17 protein-coding genes are annotated in these 15,627 nt (G+C 67.0%); 9 read left to right on the forward strand and 8 right to left on the reverse strand.

The window, feature by feature from the left end; genetic code table 11:
* Positions 1 to 7: 7 nt before the first annotated feature.
* From IEY07_RS15935 to IEY07_RS15950, 4 genes are read left to right on the forward strand one after another with little or no spacing between them, the layout of a single operon-like run.
* Positions 8 to 391: a TadE family protein gene (locus IEY07_RS15935; RefSeq protein ID WP_188896382.1), complete on the forward strand. Its 384-nt coding sequence runs from the start codon at positions 8 to 10 to the stop codon at positions 389 to 391.
* Positions 388 to 858: a TadE/TadG family type IV pilus assembly protein gene (locus IEY07_RS15940; RefSeq protein ID WP_188896383.1), complete on the forward strand. Its 471-nt coding sequence runs from the start codon at positions 388 to 390 to the stop codon at positions 856 to 858. The genes IEY07_RS15935 and IEY07_RS15940 overlap by 4 nt, the downstream gene beginning before the upstream one ends.
* A 1-nt stretch (position 859) precedes the next feature.
* Positions 860 to 1,282 (forward strand): pilus assembly protein TadG-related protein, encoded by a 423-nt coding sequence (locus IEY07_RS15945; RefSeq protein ID WP_188896384.1) that lies wholly within the window; start codon positions 860 to 862, stop codon positions 1,280 to 1,282.
* Positions 1,282 to 4,659 (forward strand): AfsR/SARP family transcriptional regulator, encoded by a 3,378-nt coding sequence (locus IEY07_RS15950; RefSeq protein WP_188896385.1) that lies wholly within the window; start codon positions 1,282 to 1,284, stop codon positions 4,657 to 4,659. The genes IEY07_RS15945 and IEY07_RS15950 overlap by 1 nt, the downstream gene beginning before the upstream one ends.
* A gap of 18 nt (positions 4,660 to 4,677) precedes the next feature.
* Here the strand turns inward: IEY07_RS15950 and IEY07_RS15955 are convergent, their stop codons facing one another.
* Both IEY07_RS15955 and IEY07_RS24570 read right to left on the reverse strand, forming a co-directional pair.
* A complete protein-coding gene (locus tag IEY07_RS15955; RefSeq protein ID WP_188896386.1) occupies positions 4,678 to 4,887 on the reverse strand; it encodes a heavy-metal-associated domain-containing protein in 210 nt (69 codons plus the stop codon).
* A 41-nt stretch (positions 4,888 to 4,928) separates the two neighbouring features.
* On the reverse strand, positions 4,929 to 5,309 hold the full coding sequence (locus IEY07_RS24570; RefSeq protein ID WP_188896387.1) for a metal-sensitive transcriptional regulator: 381 nt from the start codon (positions 5,307 to 5,309) through the stop codon (positions 4,929 to 4,931).
* Between the two features lie 718 nt (positions 5,310 to 6,027).
* Here IEY07_RS24570 and dnaB point away from each other — a divergent pair.
* The gene (gene dnaB / locus IEY07_RS15965; RefSeq protein ID WP_188896388.1) at positions 6,028 to 7,407 is read left to right on the forward strand and encodes a replicative DNA helicase; all 1,380 of its coding nucleotides are present in this window, start codon (positions 6,028 to 6,030) and stop codon (positions 7,405 to 7,407) included.
* A gap of 282 nt (positions 7,408 to 7,689) precedes the next feature.
* Entirely contained in the window at positions 7,690 to 8,250 is a 561-nt protein-coding gene (locus IEY07_RS15970) for a class I SAM-dependent methyltransferase (protein ID WP_229670174.1), read from the forward strand.
* 206 nt (positions 8,251 to 8,456) lie between these two features.
* Here the strand turns inward: IEY07_RS15970 and IEY07_RS15975 are convergent, their stop codons facing one another.
* The 3 genes from IEY07_RS15975 to IEY07_RS15985 form a co-directional block, all read right to left on the reverse strand.
* Positions 8,457 to 9,272, reverse strand: coding sequence for a hypothetical protein (locus tag IEY07_RS15975; protein WP_188896389.1), 816 nt, complete (start codon positions 9,270 to 9,272; stop codon positions 8,457 to 8,459).
* Positions 9,269 to 9,868, reverse strand: a complete 600-nt coding sequence (locus tag IEY07_RS15980; RefSeq protein ID WP_188896390.1) for an RNA polymerase sigma factor — start codon at positions 9,866 to 9,868, stop codon at positions 9,269 to 9,271. Before IEY07_RS15980 ends, IEY07_RS15975 begins: the two co-directional genes overlap by 4 nt.
* Positions 9,869 to 9,986: 118 nt before the next feature.
* Positions 9,987 to 10,571: a TetR/AcrR family transcriptional regulator gene (locus IEY07_RS15985; RefSeq protein ID WP_188896391.1), complete on the reverse strand. Its 585-nt coding sequence runs from the start codon at positions 10,569 to 10,571 to the stop codon at positions 9,987 to 9,989.
* Positions 10,572 to 10,675: 104 nt separating this feature from the next.
* Between IEY07_RS15985 and IEY07_RS15990 the strand changes: the two genes are divergently transcribed.
* Positions 10,676 to 11,722: an aldo/keto reductase gene (locus IEY07_RS15990; protein ID WP_188896392.1), complete on the forward strand. Its 1,047-nt coding sequence runs from the start codon at positions 10,676 to 10,678 to the stop codon at positions 11,720 to 11,722.
* Positions 11,723 to 11,796: 74 nt separating this feature from the next.
* Here the strand turns inward: IEY07_RS15990 and IEY07_RS15995 are convergent, their stop codons facing one another.
* From IEY07_RS15995 to corA, 3 genes are all read right to left on the reverse strand, one after another.
* Positions 11,797 to 12,069 carry a hypothetical protein gene (locus IEY07_RS15995; protein WP_188896393.1) on the reverse strand — a complete coding sequence of 91 codons (273 nt, stop codon included), beginning with the start codon at positions 12,067 to 12,069 and terminating at the stop codon, positions 11,797 to 11,799.
* Between the two features lie 388 nt (positions 12,070 to 12,457).
* Positions 12,458 to 13,588 carry an esterase-like activity of phytase family protein gene (locus IEY07_RS16000; protein WP_188896394.1) on the reverse strand — a complete coding sequence of 377 codons (1,131 nt, stop codon included), beginning with the start codon at positions 13,586 to 13,588 and terminating at the stop codon, positions 12,458 to 12,460.
* 100 nt (positions 13,589 to 13,688) lie between these two features.
* A complete protein-coding gene (gene corA / locus IEY07_RS16005; protein WP_188896395.1) occupies positions 13,689 to 14,648 on the reverse strand; it encodes a magnesium/cobalt transporter CorA in 960 nt (319 codons plus the stop codon).
* Between the two features lie 260 nt (positions 14,649 to 14,908).
* Here corA and IEY07_RS16010 point away from each other — a divergent pair, with 260 nt between their 5' ends.
* Both IEY07_RS16010 and IEY07_RS16015 read left to right on the forward strand, forming a co-directional pair.
* On the forward strand, positions 14,909 to 15,253 hold the full coding sequence (locus IEY07_RS16010) for a hypothetical protein (RefSeq protein WP_229670175.1): 345 nt from the start codon (positions 14,909 to 14,911) through the stop codon (positions 15,251 to 15,253).
* A gap of 43 nt (positions 15,254 to 15,296) precedes the next feature.
* The gene (locus IEY07_RS16015) at positions 15,297 to 15,611 is read left to right on the forward strand and encodes a pore-forming ESAT-6 family protein (protein ID WP_188896396.1); all 315 of its coding nucleotides are present in this window, start codon (positions 15,297 to 15,299) and stop codon (positions 15,609 to 15,611) included.
* The last annotated feature ends 16 nt before the right edge of the window (positions 15,612 to 15,627 follow it).

The raw sequence follows: 15,627 nt of genomic DNA on the forward strand, positions 1-15,627 counted from the left end.
CTCGATGATGGCTCGATCACCCGTCGGCGGCCGCGAACGCGGTCTGACCAACAGCCTGCAGTTCGCGGTGATCGTGCCTGCCCTGATGCTGGCAACCTTTGGGCTGATCCAGGCCGGCCTGTGGCTGCATGCCCGCAACGTCGCCGCCGAGGCGGTGACCGCTGCGGCCGATGTCGCCCGCAGCTACGACGGGGATCCCTCGGCCGCAACCCAGGCAGCACGGCGGATCGCGGTCGTCGGCGGACTGACCGACGTCCGGCTGACCGTCTCGCAGCAACCCCGGTCAGTGTCGGTGACGATGGTCGCCAAGCCTCCGGTGATCTTCGACCTGGGCCTGGGCCGCATCACCGAGACCGCAACGGCGCCCGTTGAGCGGGTGACGACACCATGATCACCTCCCGTACGAACACTGTGCGACCCGGCCGCTCGAGCGGAGGCTCGACCTGCCAGCGTGGGCTCGCCCCGGCGACCGAGCTCGTGATCATCCTCCCGGCGCTGATCATCTTGCTGGGTGTCATCATCGGCGGAGCGCGCATCTGGTTCGCCCGGTCGGTCGTCACCGATGCCGCCTATTCCGGAGCTCGGGCGGCCTCGCTGGAGCGTGACCCGCGGTCCGCGGGTACCGCCGGCAGGGATGCGACAGGTCAGCGGTTGGCCATGCGCGGCATCACCTGTGTGCAGACCTCGGTCGACCTCGACGTCTCCGGCTTCGGCCAGCCCGTCGGAAGGCCGGCGTCGGTCACCGAACGGATCCGGTGTCAGGTCGACCTCGGCAATCTGCTGGTCCCCGGGTTGCCCGGCAGCATGACGATCACCGGTCAGGGATCGTCGCCCATCGACAGCTATCGGGAGCGATGACATGAGGTCGGCTCTGCTCTCCGGCCGCGAGCGCGGCCAGGCGGTCAGCATCATGGTCCTGGGATTCGTTGCCGCGCTGCTGATGGTTGCCGGCCTGGTTGTCGACGGCGGCCAGAAGGCAGCGGCGATGAACAGGGCTGAAACTCTCGCCGCTGGGGCTGCGCGGGCCGGAGCGGACGCGGGTGCCGGGTCGACGCTCGGCACAGCCAGCGATACCTCCGTATCGGCGGGCCAGGCGCGCATTTCCGCCCGAAACTACCTGGCGGCTGCCGGTGGCGACATCGCGAGCAGCCGGGTCCAGGTGAACGGTGATCAGGTGAGTGTGCACATCGAGATCCGGGTCACCACGGTCTTCCTGTCCCTGATCCACATCAACACGCTCCGGGCGACTGGCGACGCGACTGCGAGGGTGGTGCCGAACTGATGCGGCGGTTTGCGCAGGGACTCGGAGCGCTGGTCGTCCTGGCCGCGGTCGTGGTCGGCGTTCCGTGGCTGCTGATCACCATGGTCGGCGACCCGTTCCCATCGAGCCTCGACCCGCAGCAGATGTGGCGTGCTCTGACCCGGCCGGACGACGGCACGATCCTGATCCACGTGGTGGCCGTCATCGCCTGGATCGCCTGGGCGGTGTTCACCCTCTCGGTTCTGACGGAGTCGATCAGGGCAGTGAGCAGGCAGCGGATCCGGATCCGGCTTCCCGGCCTGGCAGGACCGCAGAAGATCGCCGGGGGACTGGTGGTGCTGGTGCTCGCCATGTTCGTCACCCCCCATCAGTTCGCCGCCGCGGATCCGGTGGACAGTGGTCATCACAGCGGGAGGCCAGTGTCGACCAGCTCGTCTCGTGCGCCGTCCCGCGCCGGCAGACCAGCGACGCCGAATCCCACGGCGGGCCGACCAAGCTCCAGCGAGGCGAGGCAGTCCCGCGCGGACGACCGGTCTGCACAGCAGAACGCCGGCTCCACGGTCGTCCACACGGTCCGCCCCGGAGACGACCTGTGGACCCTGTCCGAGCACTACTACGGCAAGGGCCAGGACTGGCGCCGGATCGCGGCTGCCAACCCGGCATTGCTGACCGGCGGCCCGGATCGGCTGGAGCCGGGGTGGCGGCTGCGGATCCCGGATGTCGACCCGCAATTGCACCGGGTGGTCGTTCGAGCCGGAGACACGCTGTCGGGGATCGCCGAGAAGGAGTACGGCGAGCCCGGCGCCTGGCACTGGATCTACCGGGCCAACCTCGGGATTCTCAGCAATCCTGACCTGCTGCCGGTCGGTGCGAGTCTGGTGATCCCCCCGGCGCCTGGATCGGATCCGGGGACAGCGCCGGCAGACGGTGGCGGCGCTTCCGTCGGCGCGCGCGCCAGCGCCAGCCGCGATCACGCCGCCGGCGGCACCCAGGACGTGAGCCGGACCGGTCACCAGGACGATGCCGGTCACTCGGCAGACGCCGCTCCCTCTGACCCGACCGGCTCCTCTGACCCGACCGGCTCCTCTGACCCTGAGGGGTCCACGGCACCGACGGCCCGCGCTTCCGTTCCTGCCTCCGCCTCCCCGGCGGCATCATCGCCCTCGTCGGTGTCGCCGGACGGAATCCCCGAGGCCGGGCCGACAGCTGCAGATGCCGTCGACGGCAGTGATCTCGGGTCTCGGGCGGTGCAACTCGCCGGAGTCGGTGGCGTGCTGGCGGCGGCGGTCCTGGGCGGCCTGGCCACCCGGCGGCAGCTGCAGCTGCGTGGACGGGCTGTCGGACGCCGGATTCCGCAACCTGCGCCGGCGGCCCAGCAGCTGGAAGCCGAACTCGGACGGCTCCAGACGCCGGCCGGTCTCGACCTGCTCAACCTCGCTCTGCGAGCCGTCGGACGCGATTGTCACCGGCGGCAGTTGCCGCTGCCCCGCCTTCAGGCGGTGCGCGCGGCCGATGATCATCTGGTCCTGGTGATGGCGCAGGCGGACCTGTCGGCACCGGTCGGATTCGTAGTCTCCGGCACCGAATGGCACCTCGATTCCACCGATGCCGACTATCTGGCCCAGGACGGCTCGGTGCTCGACGCGCCGCAGCCGTATCCCGGACTGGCCTCGATCGGTGCCGCGCCGGACGGCTCGGCCGTACTGGTCAACCTCGAGGCCGCCGGCCTCCTCGGGGTGACGGGTTCCGCGGCCATGACTTCTCCGTCGCCGACTTCCCCGCCCCCGGCCCCGTCCGGGCCAACGGAAGCCGTCGAAAGCGGACTGCTCACTGCTCTTGCCACCGAGTTGGCGTTCAGCCCGTGGTCGGACGAACTGGTGATCACTGTGGTCGGTGCCGACCAAGGTCTGGCTGAGTCGATCGATCGCTACAACGTGTCGGCCACCTCGAGCCTCGATCAGCTCTTGGACCGCTGGGAGCAGCGGGCACGGGTCCAGCGTGATCACCTACTCGGTGACCCGGGTGCTGCCGCCGGTGACTATCGGATCGATCCCGACCTGGCGGATCCGTGGGTGCCGGAGGTCGGGCTGATCTTCTGCCGCCCTGACACCTGGCAGGCCGACAGACTGGAGCGGCTGCTGGTCACTGACCCGCCAGTGACCATGGCTGCAGTCGTGCCCGGTGACGATCTGATGACCGATTGGCGCCTGACCGTCGCCGACGGCTCGGCTGAGCTCGAGCCGCTGGGCTGGGCGCTGGAACCCCAGGTGGTTTCGGAGTCGGTCGGTCAGCTGATCACCGAGCTGATCGCGACCACCGGCAGTCAGGAGACCGAACCGGCCCCGTGGTGGGCGGCCGACTTCGGCGGTGATGACCATCTTCCAGCCAGAGCCCTCGCCGGGCCGCCGAGTGACGACCAACCCGATGTGGTCGCGGCCGAGAGCGCCCCGGCCGACGTGCGAAGACCGGCTGCCGTGGTGCAGCCCGGTGCCTCCGCTGCAACAGACAACTGGCCTTCGATCGTGGTCCGCGCGGCGGACGAGCAGATCGAGGAGTTGGTCGCCCGCTCAGACGCCGCCTGGGCCTGGTTGGCCGCCGTAGATCGGCCAGGGGCGAGTAAGGAGTCCGCCATAGTGCCCAATCCATTCGCCGACCCCGTACCGCAGGCTCCCCGGCATCCGACCATCATGCTTCTCGGCCCGGCCGAGCTTCTCGGCACCGCCGGGTCGCCGCCGAACCGGGCGGTGATGCAGTGCATCGAGTACTGCACCTGGTTGCTGGAGCATCCGGGAAGCACCGCCCAGGCGATGTCCGCGGCACTTGCAGTCGCCGAGGGTACGCGGCGGTCCAATGTCAGCCGGCTTCGCAACTGGCTGGGCTTCGACGATCAGGGCCAGCCGTATCTCCCGGATGCCTATTCGGGCCGGATCAGCCTTTCGCCGTTGGTGAGCTCGGACTGGCACCGACTGCAACTGCTGACCCACGCCGGGGTCAATCGAACCAGCACGGAGGCACTGGCTCGGGCCCTCGAGCTGGTCCGGGGCGCTCCCCTGGCCGATGCGGCGCCGGGGCAGTGGCACTGGGCTGAGGAGATGCGCACCGACATGGTTTCGGTGATCCGGGACATCGGCGTGGAGTTGGCGGACCGAGCACGCGCCGCCTCCGACATCGATCTGGCCAGGTGGGCCGCCTCCCGGGCGCTGACCGCTGCCCCGCAGGACGAATTCTTGATGGGTGCTCGGATCCGGACCGAGCACCAGGCCGGCAACCAGGCCGAGGTCGAGCGACTGGCGCTCCAGCTGGCGGCGCAGGGCAGAGCGCTGGCCGTCGACCTGCATCCGGACACGGTCGACCTGCTGCAGCAGGTGATGGAGGGCCGGCTCCGGGCGAGAGCCTGATCGGCTCCCGGTCGGGGGTCAGGCAGCCGTGACTGTATAGCCGCCTGCTTCGTCGACGGCGCTCTCGACCAGGGAGAAGTCGATCCGCTCATCGCTGACAACGGTCAGCGACCCGGTCTCCAGTTGCACCTGGGCCTCCTGGACGCCCGGAATCGCGGTGACCTCTTCGGTGACGGCGTGGACGCAGTGGTCGCAGTGCATGCCGACGACCGTGTAGTTGCTGATCATTCTCAGGGGCCTTTCGCTGTGCGGTGGGGATGGTCGGTGGATCAGGAGCGGACGAGGCGGGCGATCGCCTTCGACGCCTCTTTGAGTTTGGCCTCTGCGTCGTCGCCGTTGGTGACGGCCTCGGCAACGCAGTGGTCGAGGTGGTCGTCGAGTAGACCCAGCGCCACGGACTGCAAAGCGCTGGTCATCGCCGACACTTGAGTCAGGATGTCGATGCAGTACTTCTCATCCTCGATCATCCTCTGCAGCCCTCGGGCCTGTCCCTCGATCCGGCGCAGCCGGCGCAGATAATCGGCCTTGTGGTTGTTGTTGAGGTAACCGTGACCGGCGTGCGTGTCGCCGGCGCTCACGGGATTGGTCTGGACGGTCTCCTCGGTCGCCGCATCCGGTGTGCCGTCCTGGTCAGGGCCGGTGCTGTTCATGGCATGCTTCCTGTCGATCCGATGCTGCCATGATACCGGGGAGGGGTACGCCATCCTTCGGCTGCGACTCAGGACCGACGATCCGAGGCAAAGGCAACGCCTTGTCGAGGCAGAGATTTATCGATAAATCGAAGGGTCGCCTGGTCGCCTTGGCTATCAAGGGTTTTCAACAACCCCCGTGGATAATCGCCCGGACATGGCACACTTCGAGCCCCCCTGTCAATCCTGACGCAACCTCACCGATACGTCGAAGGAACTTTCGGACTTCTTCCCGTCCACCGCTAGTGCACCGCGTTCTCCCTTGTCAGAGCCAGAAATCGGGTTCGGTGTCGAAGTTGTCCCCAGGGATTTCCGCAGCCGGTGCACAACAGAGGAGCGTGTCTCCACAGCCGAAAAAAGTTTGTCCACAACCCGTGTGGATAACGGGCTTCCCCGACCGCCGACCGACGGCGTACCGTGCTGCTCTGCCAGACTTCGGGACTCCCGTTCGACCGCCCTGGCAGGCGTCGATCCCGTCGCCCGAGGGTTAGGAGGGCGGGGATCCGGCGGCGGGTTTCGCGGACGGGGATCACGTCCTCGTCAGTAGGCCCGGCTTTGTCGGAACCTGGATCTACCGTGGTTGTAGGACGGTCGAATGACAGCGATGTGATTCGCCCTGGACCGATCGGATGCCGCGGGTCGCGGGTCATGCCGGCGAGTGTGAGTGGAGGAGTTGGTCGTGAGCCTTGCTGAGGTCAGTTCGCCGTTCGGCAACGATGAGCCACGCCAGGCCGCGGGCGCAGTCGATCGGACGCCTCCGCAGGACCTCCTGGCCGAGCAGTCGGTGCTCGGGGCCATGCTGATGAGCAAGGACGCGATCGCCGACGTCGTCGAGGTCCTGCGGGGCTCCGACTTCTACCGTCCCGCCCACGAACTGGTCTACGACGCGATCCTGGATCTCTACGGCCGCGGGGAACCGGCCGACGCGATCACGGTGGCCGCCGAGCTGACCCGCCGCGGTGCGATCGGCCGGGTCGGCGGTGCGCCCTATCTGCACGACCTGCTGGCCAGCGTCTCGATCGCCGCCAACGCCGGCTACTACGCCGAGATCGTCCGGGAGAAGGCAATCCTGCGGCGGCTGGTCGACGCATCGATCCGGATCGGCCAGATGTCGTACGCGGCCGAGGGCGATGTCGACGGCATCGTCGACCGGGCCCAGGCCGAGGTCTATTCGGTCACCGACAAGCGAACCAGCGAGGACTACAAATCGCTGTCGGAGCTGATGCAGCCCACGATGGACGAGATCGAGGCGATCGGCTCCCGAGGCGGCCAGCTGGCCGGCGTGCCGACCGGATTCGCCGATCTCGACGAGCTCACCAACGGCATGCATCCGGGTCAGATGATCATCATTGCCGCGAGACCTGGGCTCGGCAAAAGCACTCTGGGCCTTGATCTTGCTCGGGCTGCGTCGATCAAGCACGGACTGGCCTCGGCGATCTTCTCGCTGGAGATGAGCCAGATCGAGATCGTGATGCGGCTGCTGTCAGCGGAGGCGAGCATCCCGCTCAACCACATCCGCAACGGCAAGATGAGCGACGACGACTGGCAGCGGATGGCCAAGAAGATGGGCGATGTCGCCGAGGCGCCCTTGTTCATCGACGATTCGCCGAACCTGACCATGATGGAGATCCGAGCGAAGGCCCGGCGGTTGCGGCAGCGGCACGATCTCAAGCTGGTGATCATCGACTACCTGCAGCTGCTCACCTCGGGCAAGAAGGTCGAGTCCCGCCAGGTCGAGGTCTCGGAATTCTCGCGTCAGTTGAAGTTGCTGGCCAAGGAGCTCGAGCTCCCGGTGGTCGCGCTCGCCCAGCTCAACCGTGGTCCCGAGACCCGTGGCGGTGACAAGAAGCCGATGCTGTCCGATCTTCGCGAATCGGGATCGCTCGAACAGGACGCCGACATGGTGATCCTGCTCAACCGGCCGGACATCTACGACAAGGAGTCCGAGCGAGCCGGGGAGGCGGACTTCGACGTCGCCAAGCACCGCAACGGGCCGACCAAGACGATCACCGTCGCCTTCCAGGGCCACTATTCGCGCTTCATCGACATGCATCAGTGACGCCGACGTCGCTGTCGTCGAGATGAAGCGGATTTCGACGGCGCGCAGTCGTCGTCCAGATCTGCTCGTGCTGTCGACTTTCGTGTCTGATTCGCCGGTGTTGCGGCCCGGCCTCATGCCGCCGCGTCCGACGGGGTCTGGTGGTGAGAACTGCGCAGAATGGTCGTCATGGCATTGAGACGATTCGCGGAGCAGTTCGCTGGAGGCGCCTTCTTGACGCGCATGGCTCGGTTGAACGCTCGCCATCCCTGGAGCCACAACGACCACTTCCACAGCTGGATCTTGGTCAACCTGCCCGACCAGCGTCGAGCTGCTTTGGACGTGGGCTGTGGTCGAGGAGAACTGCTGGCTGCGCTGTCCCCGCACTTCGCGTCTGTGTACGGCAACGACGTCGACGAGGAGATGCGCCGGGCTGCCGCGAGCCGAAGCGCCGGTCTACCTAACGTGACGATTCATCACGGTTTCTGGGGCGACCTTTCGGGGCCGTTCGACCTGGTCACGATGATCGCCGTCCTCCATCACCTCGATGTGGCCGAGGCCCTGGAGCAGGTACGGCGCGTGCTCACCCCGGGCGGGCGATTCCTCGCGGTCGGGCTCGCGCCCGCGAAGAGCGCGGTCGACCACGCGTGGGACGTCGCATCGATCGTGGCCAACCCGGTGATCGGCTTCGTGAAGCATCCGTGGCCGAGCCTCCAAGGCCCGCAGCCGCCGCCCTTCCCGGTCGCTGATCCCGCTATCGCGTTCGATGAACTGCGAGCGCGCGTCGTGGAGGTCATGCCGGGCGCAGTGATGAGACACCAGCTCGGCTTCCGCCACACGATCGCGTGGACCAAGCCTGCATGAGATTCAGCAGCAGGGTGCCCTAGGCGCTGTTCTGACGATCCGCGCGAACCGGGCCCGCTTCGTCAAAGTTCCTCGCTCGGAGTCCGTCAATCGCGGCTGCATCTCGGCAGTCGTCACTGGGTGTTCGTCGGCTTTGAGCGGCGCACCGCTCCGAGTGGAGCCACATCCCCGATACGCGCATGGTGTCGACCGTCGGCAGAAGGCGTTCAGAGTCGCAGTCGACTGCTTCCGGTACTGCCGTCTCGGTAGCGGAGCTCGACGGTGACGCCGGACGTGGCTGCACTCCTGAGCTCGTCACCGGGCAGCCAGAATGCGAAGTGTCCGTCGGACACCGTCGCGGTGACAGCACCCCGGACGGCACTGTCGTAGGTCACCGCGACGACGTCATCTCCGGCGGTGCCGGCAGCCAGAGAGGCGCTCTTGCCGCGGATGGTGCCGACTCCCAGATCCGTGGCCGTCAGATCCCGGGATCCGGTCGGCTTCTGCCCGGTCGGCGTGCCGACCGATCCGATCATGGCCTTGTCGAAGAGGTGGGCCGAGTCGTCGGTGACACACAGTGCCGAGAAGCCTCCTGCCCCTGCGAGCAGCACAGTGGTCCAGACCCCGCGGCGCTCGGCGATCACCGTCCGCGACCGCTGGAGATCGGTCTTGTCGTCCGCGCCGGCTCCGCCTGCGAGCGCGCTGCGACAGTCCGACGCCGCCGCGTCACGCTGCTGGACCGTCAGCGGTCTCGGGACGCGGGTCCAACTGGCGAATGCCCGGTCCCCACCGCCCGCGACCGACGGCACAGCCACGGCGACGGCGACGGCCGCGATCACGGCGCCCACGATCACCCCGATCCGGCGTGGAGTCCGTCTACGCGGCCGGCTCAGGGGCTGAGCAGGCCCTTCGATCGCGATCAGGCGCTGGATCCGGTCCCAGCTCCGCGCCCGCCGCTCAACGACGCGCACGCGGTCGGTGTCGGCGAACTGCGGAGCCGCGTCGAGTGATCGCAATGTTGCGGTGATGTCCTGGGTCCTCATGATGCGGTGTTCCTTTCCTGGATGCCGACTGATCTGTCGTACGGGGTTTTGTCGTCCGGGATCGGGCCCGTGCCGAGCTGGTGGCGGAGTGCACGCCGGGCACGACTGAGGCGCAGCCGGAATGCGACCGGAGAGATGCTGAGCACGGCGGCGGCCGCGGGTGCCGCGAGCCTCTCGAAGACGGCCAGCGCCAGCGCCTCCTGGTGATCGGGGGACAGTCGATGCCAGGCCCGTCCCAGGTCGATCCGGGTGGCCACGCCATCGGCGGCCGGATCGGTGCGCGGATCGGTGCCGTTCCTGGTCGGTGTCGTCGGATCGGCCAGCCGCACCGCAAGAGCATGTCGCCGGCGGTCGCCCCGGTGCCTGCCGAGCAGGACATTGCGGGTGATACCGAAGACCCAGGCCCGGGCTTCGTCGCGGGAGTCCGGCAGTTCGTCCAGGCGGCGCCAGACGACCAGACACGCGTCGGCGATGACATCGTCCACCTGATCCGCACTGGAGCGTCGCTGGACGAATCGCAGCAGATCCGGATAGACGGACTCGTACAACGACCGGAAGACATGCTCCCGATCCGGACCGGGCGGTTGGTGACTCATACCCGGTACCTGTCCACCACGCGGCCAAGTGTGTCGCAATCAGTCCGGTCGTCAGGCCCGTACGACGCCGGTCGAAAGGCCTGAAAAGGTCAGCGGTCGTCGCGGAGGATCGTGCAAGCTATTGCCCGGCAGGAGGACTCTGCAGCCCGGTGAAGACGGTTCCGATGATCCGGCGACCCTGCTCGGCGCCCTCCTCGTTGTTCGGCACCCGCCACAGGAAGCTCATCAGCATGATGATGTCTTCCGGCCGGTGCCCGGGAGCAACCGTGCCTTCTGCCACGCAGGCCTCGAGCAGTTTGGCGACCGCCGCGGACGCCGGACCCCAGGCCTCGGCGACCGCCTCCTGCGCAGCAGCGGAATGGAGCGCGTCGCCGAGGCCGTGCTTGGGGCGGATGTAGGCCGACAGCGTCTCGAACCACTCGATGAAGGCGGCCTTCGCCGAATCCTGGCGGGCCAGCACCTCCTCTGCTGTCGACATCAGCCGATCGATGTCGTGCCGGTACGCCGCCAGGATCAGGTCGTCGCGGGTGGGGAAGTGCCGATAGAGCGTGCCGATCCCCACCCCCGCGGTCTTGGCGACGTCGGTGAGCGGCACCAACGGATTCTCGACGAACAGTTGGTGTGCGGCCTCGATGATCGCCTCCCGGTTGCGGGCGGCCGCCCTGCGCTGCTTGTCGTAGGTGGTCGGGTTCTGCTCGGTCATGGGTCGATGATGCCTTGTTGACTTGCGGAGGATCCTCCGCTACATTCGATTACACATGCGGAGGATCCTCCGCAGACCTCCACGTTACCAAGGAAACGATCCCCATGCAGTACACCAAGCTCGGCACCACCGGCCTCGACGTCTCTCCCATCGCCATCGGAGCGATGACCTACGGCGAACCGGACCGCGGCCACCCGGTCTGGTCCAAGGGCGAGGCCGAGGCCCGCCCTCTGATCAAGCACGCCCTGGACGCCGGCATCAACTTCTTCGACACCGCCAACATGTATTCCAACGGCTCCAGCGAGGAGATCCTCGGCCGGGCGCTCAATGACTTCGCGATCCGCGACGAGGTCGTGATCGCGACCAAGATCCGGCACCCGATGCGATTGGGCCCGAACGGCCGCGGCCTGTCCCGCAAGGCGATCATGCAGGAGGTCGACCATTCGCTTCAGCGGCTCGGCACCGACTACATCGACCTCTACCAGATCCATCGCAACGACCACTCCACGCCCTGGGAGGAGACCCTCGAGGCGCTCAGCGACGTGGTCAAGGCCGGCAAGGTCCGCTACCTCGGCGCATCTTCGATGCACGCCTGGGAATTCGCCAAGGCGCTGCACCTGCAGCAGATCAACGGCTGGGCGCGCTTCGTCTCGATGCAGGATCACTACAACCTGCTCGCGCGTGAGGAGGAGCGGGAGATGATCCCGCTGGCGCTGGACAACGGCGTCGGCACGATCATCTGGAGCCCGCTCGCCCGCGGTCGCCTCGCCCGCGCCTGGGACGACGCCCGCTCGACCACGCGGTCGGAGACCGACGGCGACTACGCCGACCTGCTCTACTCGCCGGCCGAGGAGGCCTCCAACCGGGCCATCATCGACGCCGTCGGACAGGTCGCCGCCGCCCACGGCGTCAGCCGCGCGCAGATTGCGCTGGCCTGGCTGCGCAACCAGCCCGTCGTCACCGCTCCGCTGGTCGGCGCCGGGTCGATCGAGCAGATCGACGACGCCGTCGCCTCACTCGACGTCGAGCTCACCGAGGACGACGTGCGCGCCCTCGAGGCCCCGTACACACCCCGTTACGACTGGCAGGGCGTCTCCGACGAGGCCGAGCTCGAAGCCATCCGGCGCCGCGTCCCGGGCATGTCGCTCTGACCCGCCGAGCAATCAAGAACAGTTCAAGGAGGAAGTGATGGCATAACAGGTACTCGTCACCGGCGGGTCCGGATTCATCTGGAAGCTGGTGTGTGCTCGCTCTGCTGCAGGCCGGCTACGACGTCCGCACCACGGTCTGAAGTCTCGGCCGCGAAGCGGCGCTGCGGGAACAACTGCATGCCGCCGAGGAGTTCGACGACGCGCGGCTGAGCGTCGTCGAAGCCGACCTGCAGACAGACGACGGCCGGGCGGACGCGGTCGCCGGTTGCCACTCCGGTCGGGGTGCTCGGCTCGGTCCTCGGCCCCGACGATCCGCCGTCGTTGCGGACGATCCGGACCATGCTCACCGGCGATATGCCGGTCTGCCCGCCGTTCGGCTCCAGTTGGGTCGACGTAGGCGATGTAGCCGATCTGCACCTGCGCGCCATGACCGATCCGGCGGCCGCCGGTCAGCAGTGGATCGCCTCGGCCGGTCGTAGCCTGCGCATCGTCGAGGTCGCCCGGATTCTGTGCGACCGGCTCGGAGACCGGGCGGCCAAGGCACCGATCCGCGAACTGCCGCTGCCGCTCGCCCGGCTGATGGCCCGGCTCAACCCGCAGCTGCGGCTGCTACGGCCCCAGCTCGGTCTGAATCTCGAGGCCACCAGCGCCGAAGCCGAACGGCTGCTGGCTTCTGGCCGCGCCCGATCGAGGACACGATCCAGGACACGGCCGAAAGTCTGCTGGCCCACGGCGTCAGGGCAGCTTGACCGTCAGGTTGAGGATCCGGGTCCGCTGTGTGGCGCTGTTGTTGTCGTCGCTGATCAGAGACAGCCCGTAGGTGTCCCGCCCCCGCAGCCTGCCGGTGACGGCCATGCCCTCGAAGTTGTCCAGCAACGGATTTGTCTGGGTCTCCAGCTCGGTCGCGCCCAGGGTCGGGCAGTTGACCAGGTCGGCCAGCGGTGTCTTCTTGACAGCCAGTCGCGGCGAGGCGTCGCTCAAGTTGCTGACCCGGGAGACGTCCTTGGCCCGGTCCAGGCCGGTGACGGCGAACAGGTTGACCTCGTTGCCGGTGGTGGCGGTCCAGGCCGCCTCCTCGACGACGATCGCGTCGTTGGAATAGGCGGCGACCTCCGGGATCCGCATGCCGGGATCGGTCTTGTACTCGATCTGCTTGGCCAGCCGGTAGTGATCACGCTGGGTCTGGGTGTAGACGAGCAGGCGGTGAGCGGTGGCATCGCTGCCGTCGGCCGAGACGTCCCCGGACAGCGCACCCTCCATGGAGGCGACGATCGTCCTGCCGTTCGGTGTGATCGTCAGGCCCTCGAGGGTCGCATTGGAGGTTGCCTCACCGGCCGGTGTCGTCCCGGTCACGGCGAAGCGGGCCGGCACCGGGAGCGAGGCCTTCTGCAGACCGCTGCGGCTGTAGATCCGGATCGACGGCTCGACCTCGGAGCTGACCAGGTAGTCGCCGTCGGGCAGCACCGCGAGGCCCTCGTTGTCGGCGGTCGTCCCGTCGTACGGCGCCCCGTCGGGCTTCTTGAACACCAGTGGCGCGTGGGCGACGACAGGATCGGACAGGTTGCGCAGCGTCCACAGGTATTCGGGAGTGGTCGAGTCGTTGTCCAGCGCCGAGACCCAGGCGTGCTGACGGGCGTCCCAGGCCAGCGACGACAGCCCGCTGACCTCGGCGCCGAAGGCCTGCTTCTTATCGAGCGCGTCGCTGTAGCTCACCGCGTCGACGCGCGCCGAGCAGGCGGCCGGGTCCAGCGCCGGGTGTTTGTGGTGATGGGACGGGCCGCCGTGGGCGAAGGCCGCGGCGGGCGGGGCGAGCAACAGGACGGCGGCCGCAGCAGCGGTGCCGGCGAAAGCACGGGTCGTGCGCATGATCATCCCTTCGGGTCGAGAGCCTGCGCCATCCTCACCGGCGCACGTGAACTGCGGGTTGCCGAAGAACGTACGGCGCCGGGCGATCGGGCCCCTCCGGTCAGTCCTCGCCGATCCAGCCCTTGTGCTTGAACCAGGCCCACATCGCGACAGCCGACAGGACCATGGTGCCGAGCCCGAAGATGAAGAAGGTCGCAGCGCCGTGCAGCAGGTTGCCGGCGATCCAGTCGAAATTCATTCCGAAGAATCCGGTCAGGAAGCTTAACGGCAGGAAGACGCTGGCCACAACCGTGAGTTGTTTGCCCACCTCACCCTGCCGGTTCGCGACATTGGACATATACAGGTCGGTACAGCCGCTGACCAGGTCGTGGTAGGTGTCGAGCAGATCGGTGATCCGGATCAGGTGGTCGTAGACATCGCGGAAGTAGTCGTGGCTGTCCTTGTCCAGCCCGGCAAGATCGGCGATCGTCTCGATCTCCCGGGCGAACAGGTCCCGCATCGGTGTGACGGCCTTGCGCATCTTCAGCAGCAGCCGCTTCAGGCCGAAGATCTTGACGAGCTCGGCCTTGCTGGGTCGGGCGACGATCGCATCCTCGAGATCGTTGATCTCATCGTCGAGGCCGGCTAGGACGGGGAAGAACGTGTCCACGATGGTGTCGATGATGCGATACACGTAGTACTGCTCGGAGTGCGTCGTGCTGGACGCCTTCAGCTGCGTCCGCAGCCGGCTCAGGTCCTCGAACTCGTTGCGGCGGATGGTGACGACGAAGTCTCCGCTGATGTAGCAGTGGATCTCCTCCAGCGGGTGCGGGTTGTCCTCCTCGGGATCGGCCTCGGTGCCGCCCTGCAGGACGAGTAATGCCTGGTCGTCGTAGACGTCCAGCTTCGGTCGCTGGCCGAAGGCGAGCGTGTCCTCCACCGCCAACGGATGCAGTCCAAGGATCTTGCCGAGCCGCTGGACGTCGTCGTCTGACGGGCCGATCAGGTCGAGCCAGAAGAACTCTTTGCGCGCGCAATGATCGGTGAGCGCCGGCTCGTCGATGTTGGTCAGGATCTCCACGGCGAGACGGTACCAAGGCGGGCGGTCGCGGGGGTCGGCAACCGAAATAGAAATGTCTATAGCAGTCTCAAGTTCCGTTCAGGAAGTCAGTTCCCGCCGAGTCCCGGTGCCCAGTTGAGGCGTGCAGTTATAGAAATATCGATACCTAAACGCCGAATGTATTTCGCATATATCTGCTGCCCAAGTATGGATAGTTGGCACATCTTCGTCCTATCGTCCGTCCATAGCTCACCTGTGAGCCCAGTCTGTGAGGAGTGGTGATGGCACGTTATGTGATGGGTGATACGACCCTGTCGACGTTGACTCGTCAGACGTCGACGAATAGTGATGATCTCGGTGCTTTGGTGCGTCAGTTGGCGCAGGCTGCGGAGCCGATCCGGCAGGATTTCCAGGGTGCAGGTCGGACGGCGTTCAACACGTTCGAGGGTCATACCGATGAGATCGCTACTGGTTTGAATGCTGCGTTGCGGTCGGTGTTGGCTGGTGTGGGTGGTCAGGATTCGGCGTTCGCGCAGGGTGTGGCGCAGCAGTATGAGCAGACCAGTGCGTTGATGGGGTCGGCGAATTTTGATGCGGCCCGGTTCTCCGGTGTGACCGGCGCCTGAGATCTCGGAACTTTCGGACAACTGAGCACGGAAGGATTTGATCATGGTTACGGCAGCTCCGGGTGATCGTGCGTTCAACACTGATAGTTCGGGTGAGGCGCAGGCGAATTTCAATCGGGTGGCGAATCAGTTGGAGGCGTTGTTGACGCTTCGGGATCAGCAGGTGAAGGCTGCGATGGCCAACTATCTGGCTGATGGTGTGTCGGCTGAGTATGCGGGCAAGGAGCAGCAGTGGAACGCGAAGGCGTCTGAGGTGCGGTCGATCATCAATCTGCTGCGGCAGTCGTTGCAGCAGAACGACGAGACTGCGCTGGCTGCGTTGAAGAAGGCCGGTTCCGCCGTCGCCAACATCGCCTGATCAACAACAGACCAGC

Origin of the sequence: Microlunatus endophyticus, from assembly GCF_014646195.1 — a bacterium.
GTDB lineage: Bacteria > Actinomycetota > Actinomycetes > Propionibacteriales > Propionibacteriaceae > Microlunatus > Microlunatus endophyticus.

Coding starts and splice junctions, on each gene's coding strand:
- IEY07_RS15935 (WP_188896382.1), top strand. CDS start 8: ATGGCTCGATCACCCGTCGGCGGCCGCGAACGCGGTCTGACCAACAGC.
- IEY07_RS15940 (WP_188896383.1), top strand. CDS start 388: ATGATCACCTCCCGTACGAACACTGTGCGACCCGGCCGCTCGAGCGGA.
- IEY07_RS15945 (WP_188896384.1), top strand. CDS start 860: ATGAGGTCGGCTCTGCTCTCCGGCCGCGAGCGCGGCCAGGCGGTCAGC.
- IEY07_RS15950 (WP_188896385.1), top strand. CDS start 1,282: ATGCGGCGGTTTGCGCAGGGACTCGGAGCGCTGGTCGTCCTGGCCGCG.
- IEY07_RS15955 (WP_188896386.1), bottom strand. CDS start 4,887: ATGATCAGCAACTACACGGTCGTCGGCATGCACTGCGACCACTGCGTC.
- IEY07_RS24570 (WP_188896387.1), bottom strand. CDS start 5,309: ATGAACAGCACCGGCCCTGACCAGGACGGCACACCGGATGCGGCGACC.
- IEY07_RS15975 (WP_188896389.1), bottom strand. CDS start 9,272: ATGAGGACCCAGGACATCACCGCAACATTGCGATCACTCGACGCGGCT.
- IEY07_RS15980 (WP_188896390.1), bottom strand. CDS start 9,868: ATGAGTCACCAACCGCCCGGTCCGGATCGGGAGCATGTCTTCCGGTCG.
- IEY07_RS15985 (WP_188896391.1), bottom strand. CDS start 10,571: ATGACCGAGCAGAACCCGACCACCTACGACAAGCAGCGCAGGGCGGCC.
- IEY07_RS15990 (WP_188896392.1), top strand. CDS start 10,676: ATGCAGTACACCAAGCTCGGCACCACCGGCCTCGACGTCTCTCCCATC.
- IEY07_RS16000 (WP_188896394.1), bottom strand. CDS start 13,588: ATGCGCACGACCCGTGCTTTCGCCGGCACCGCTGCTGCGGCCGCCGTC.
- IEY07_RS16010 (WP_229670175.1), top strand. CDS start 14,909: ATGGCACGTTATGTGATGGGTGATACGACCCTGTCGACGTTGACTCGT.
- IEY07_RS16015 (WP_188896396.1), top strand. CDS start 15,297: ATGGTTACGGCAGCTCCGGGTGATCGTGCGTTCAACACTGATAGTTCG.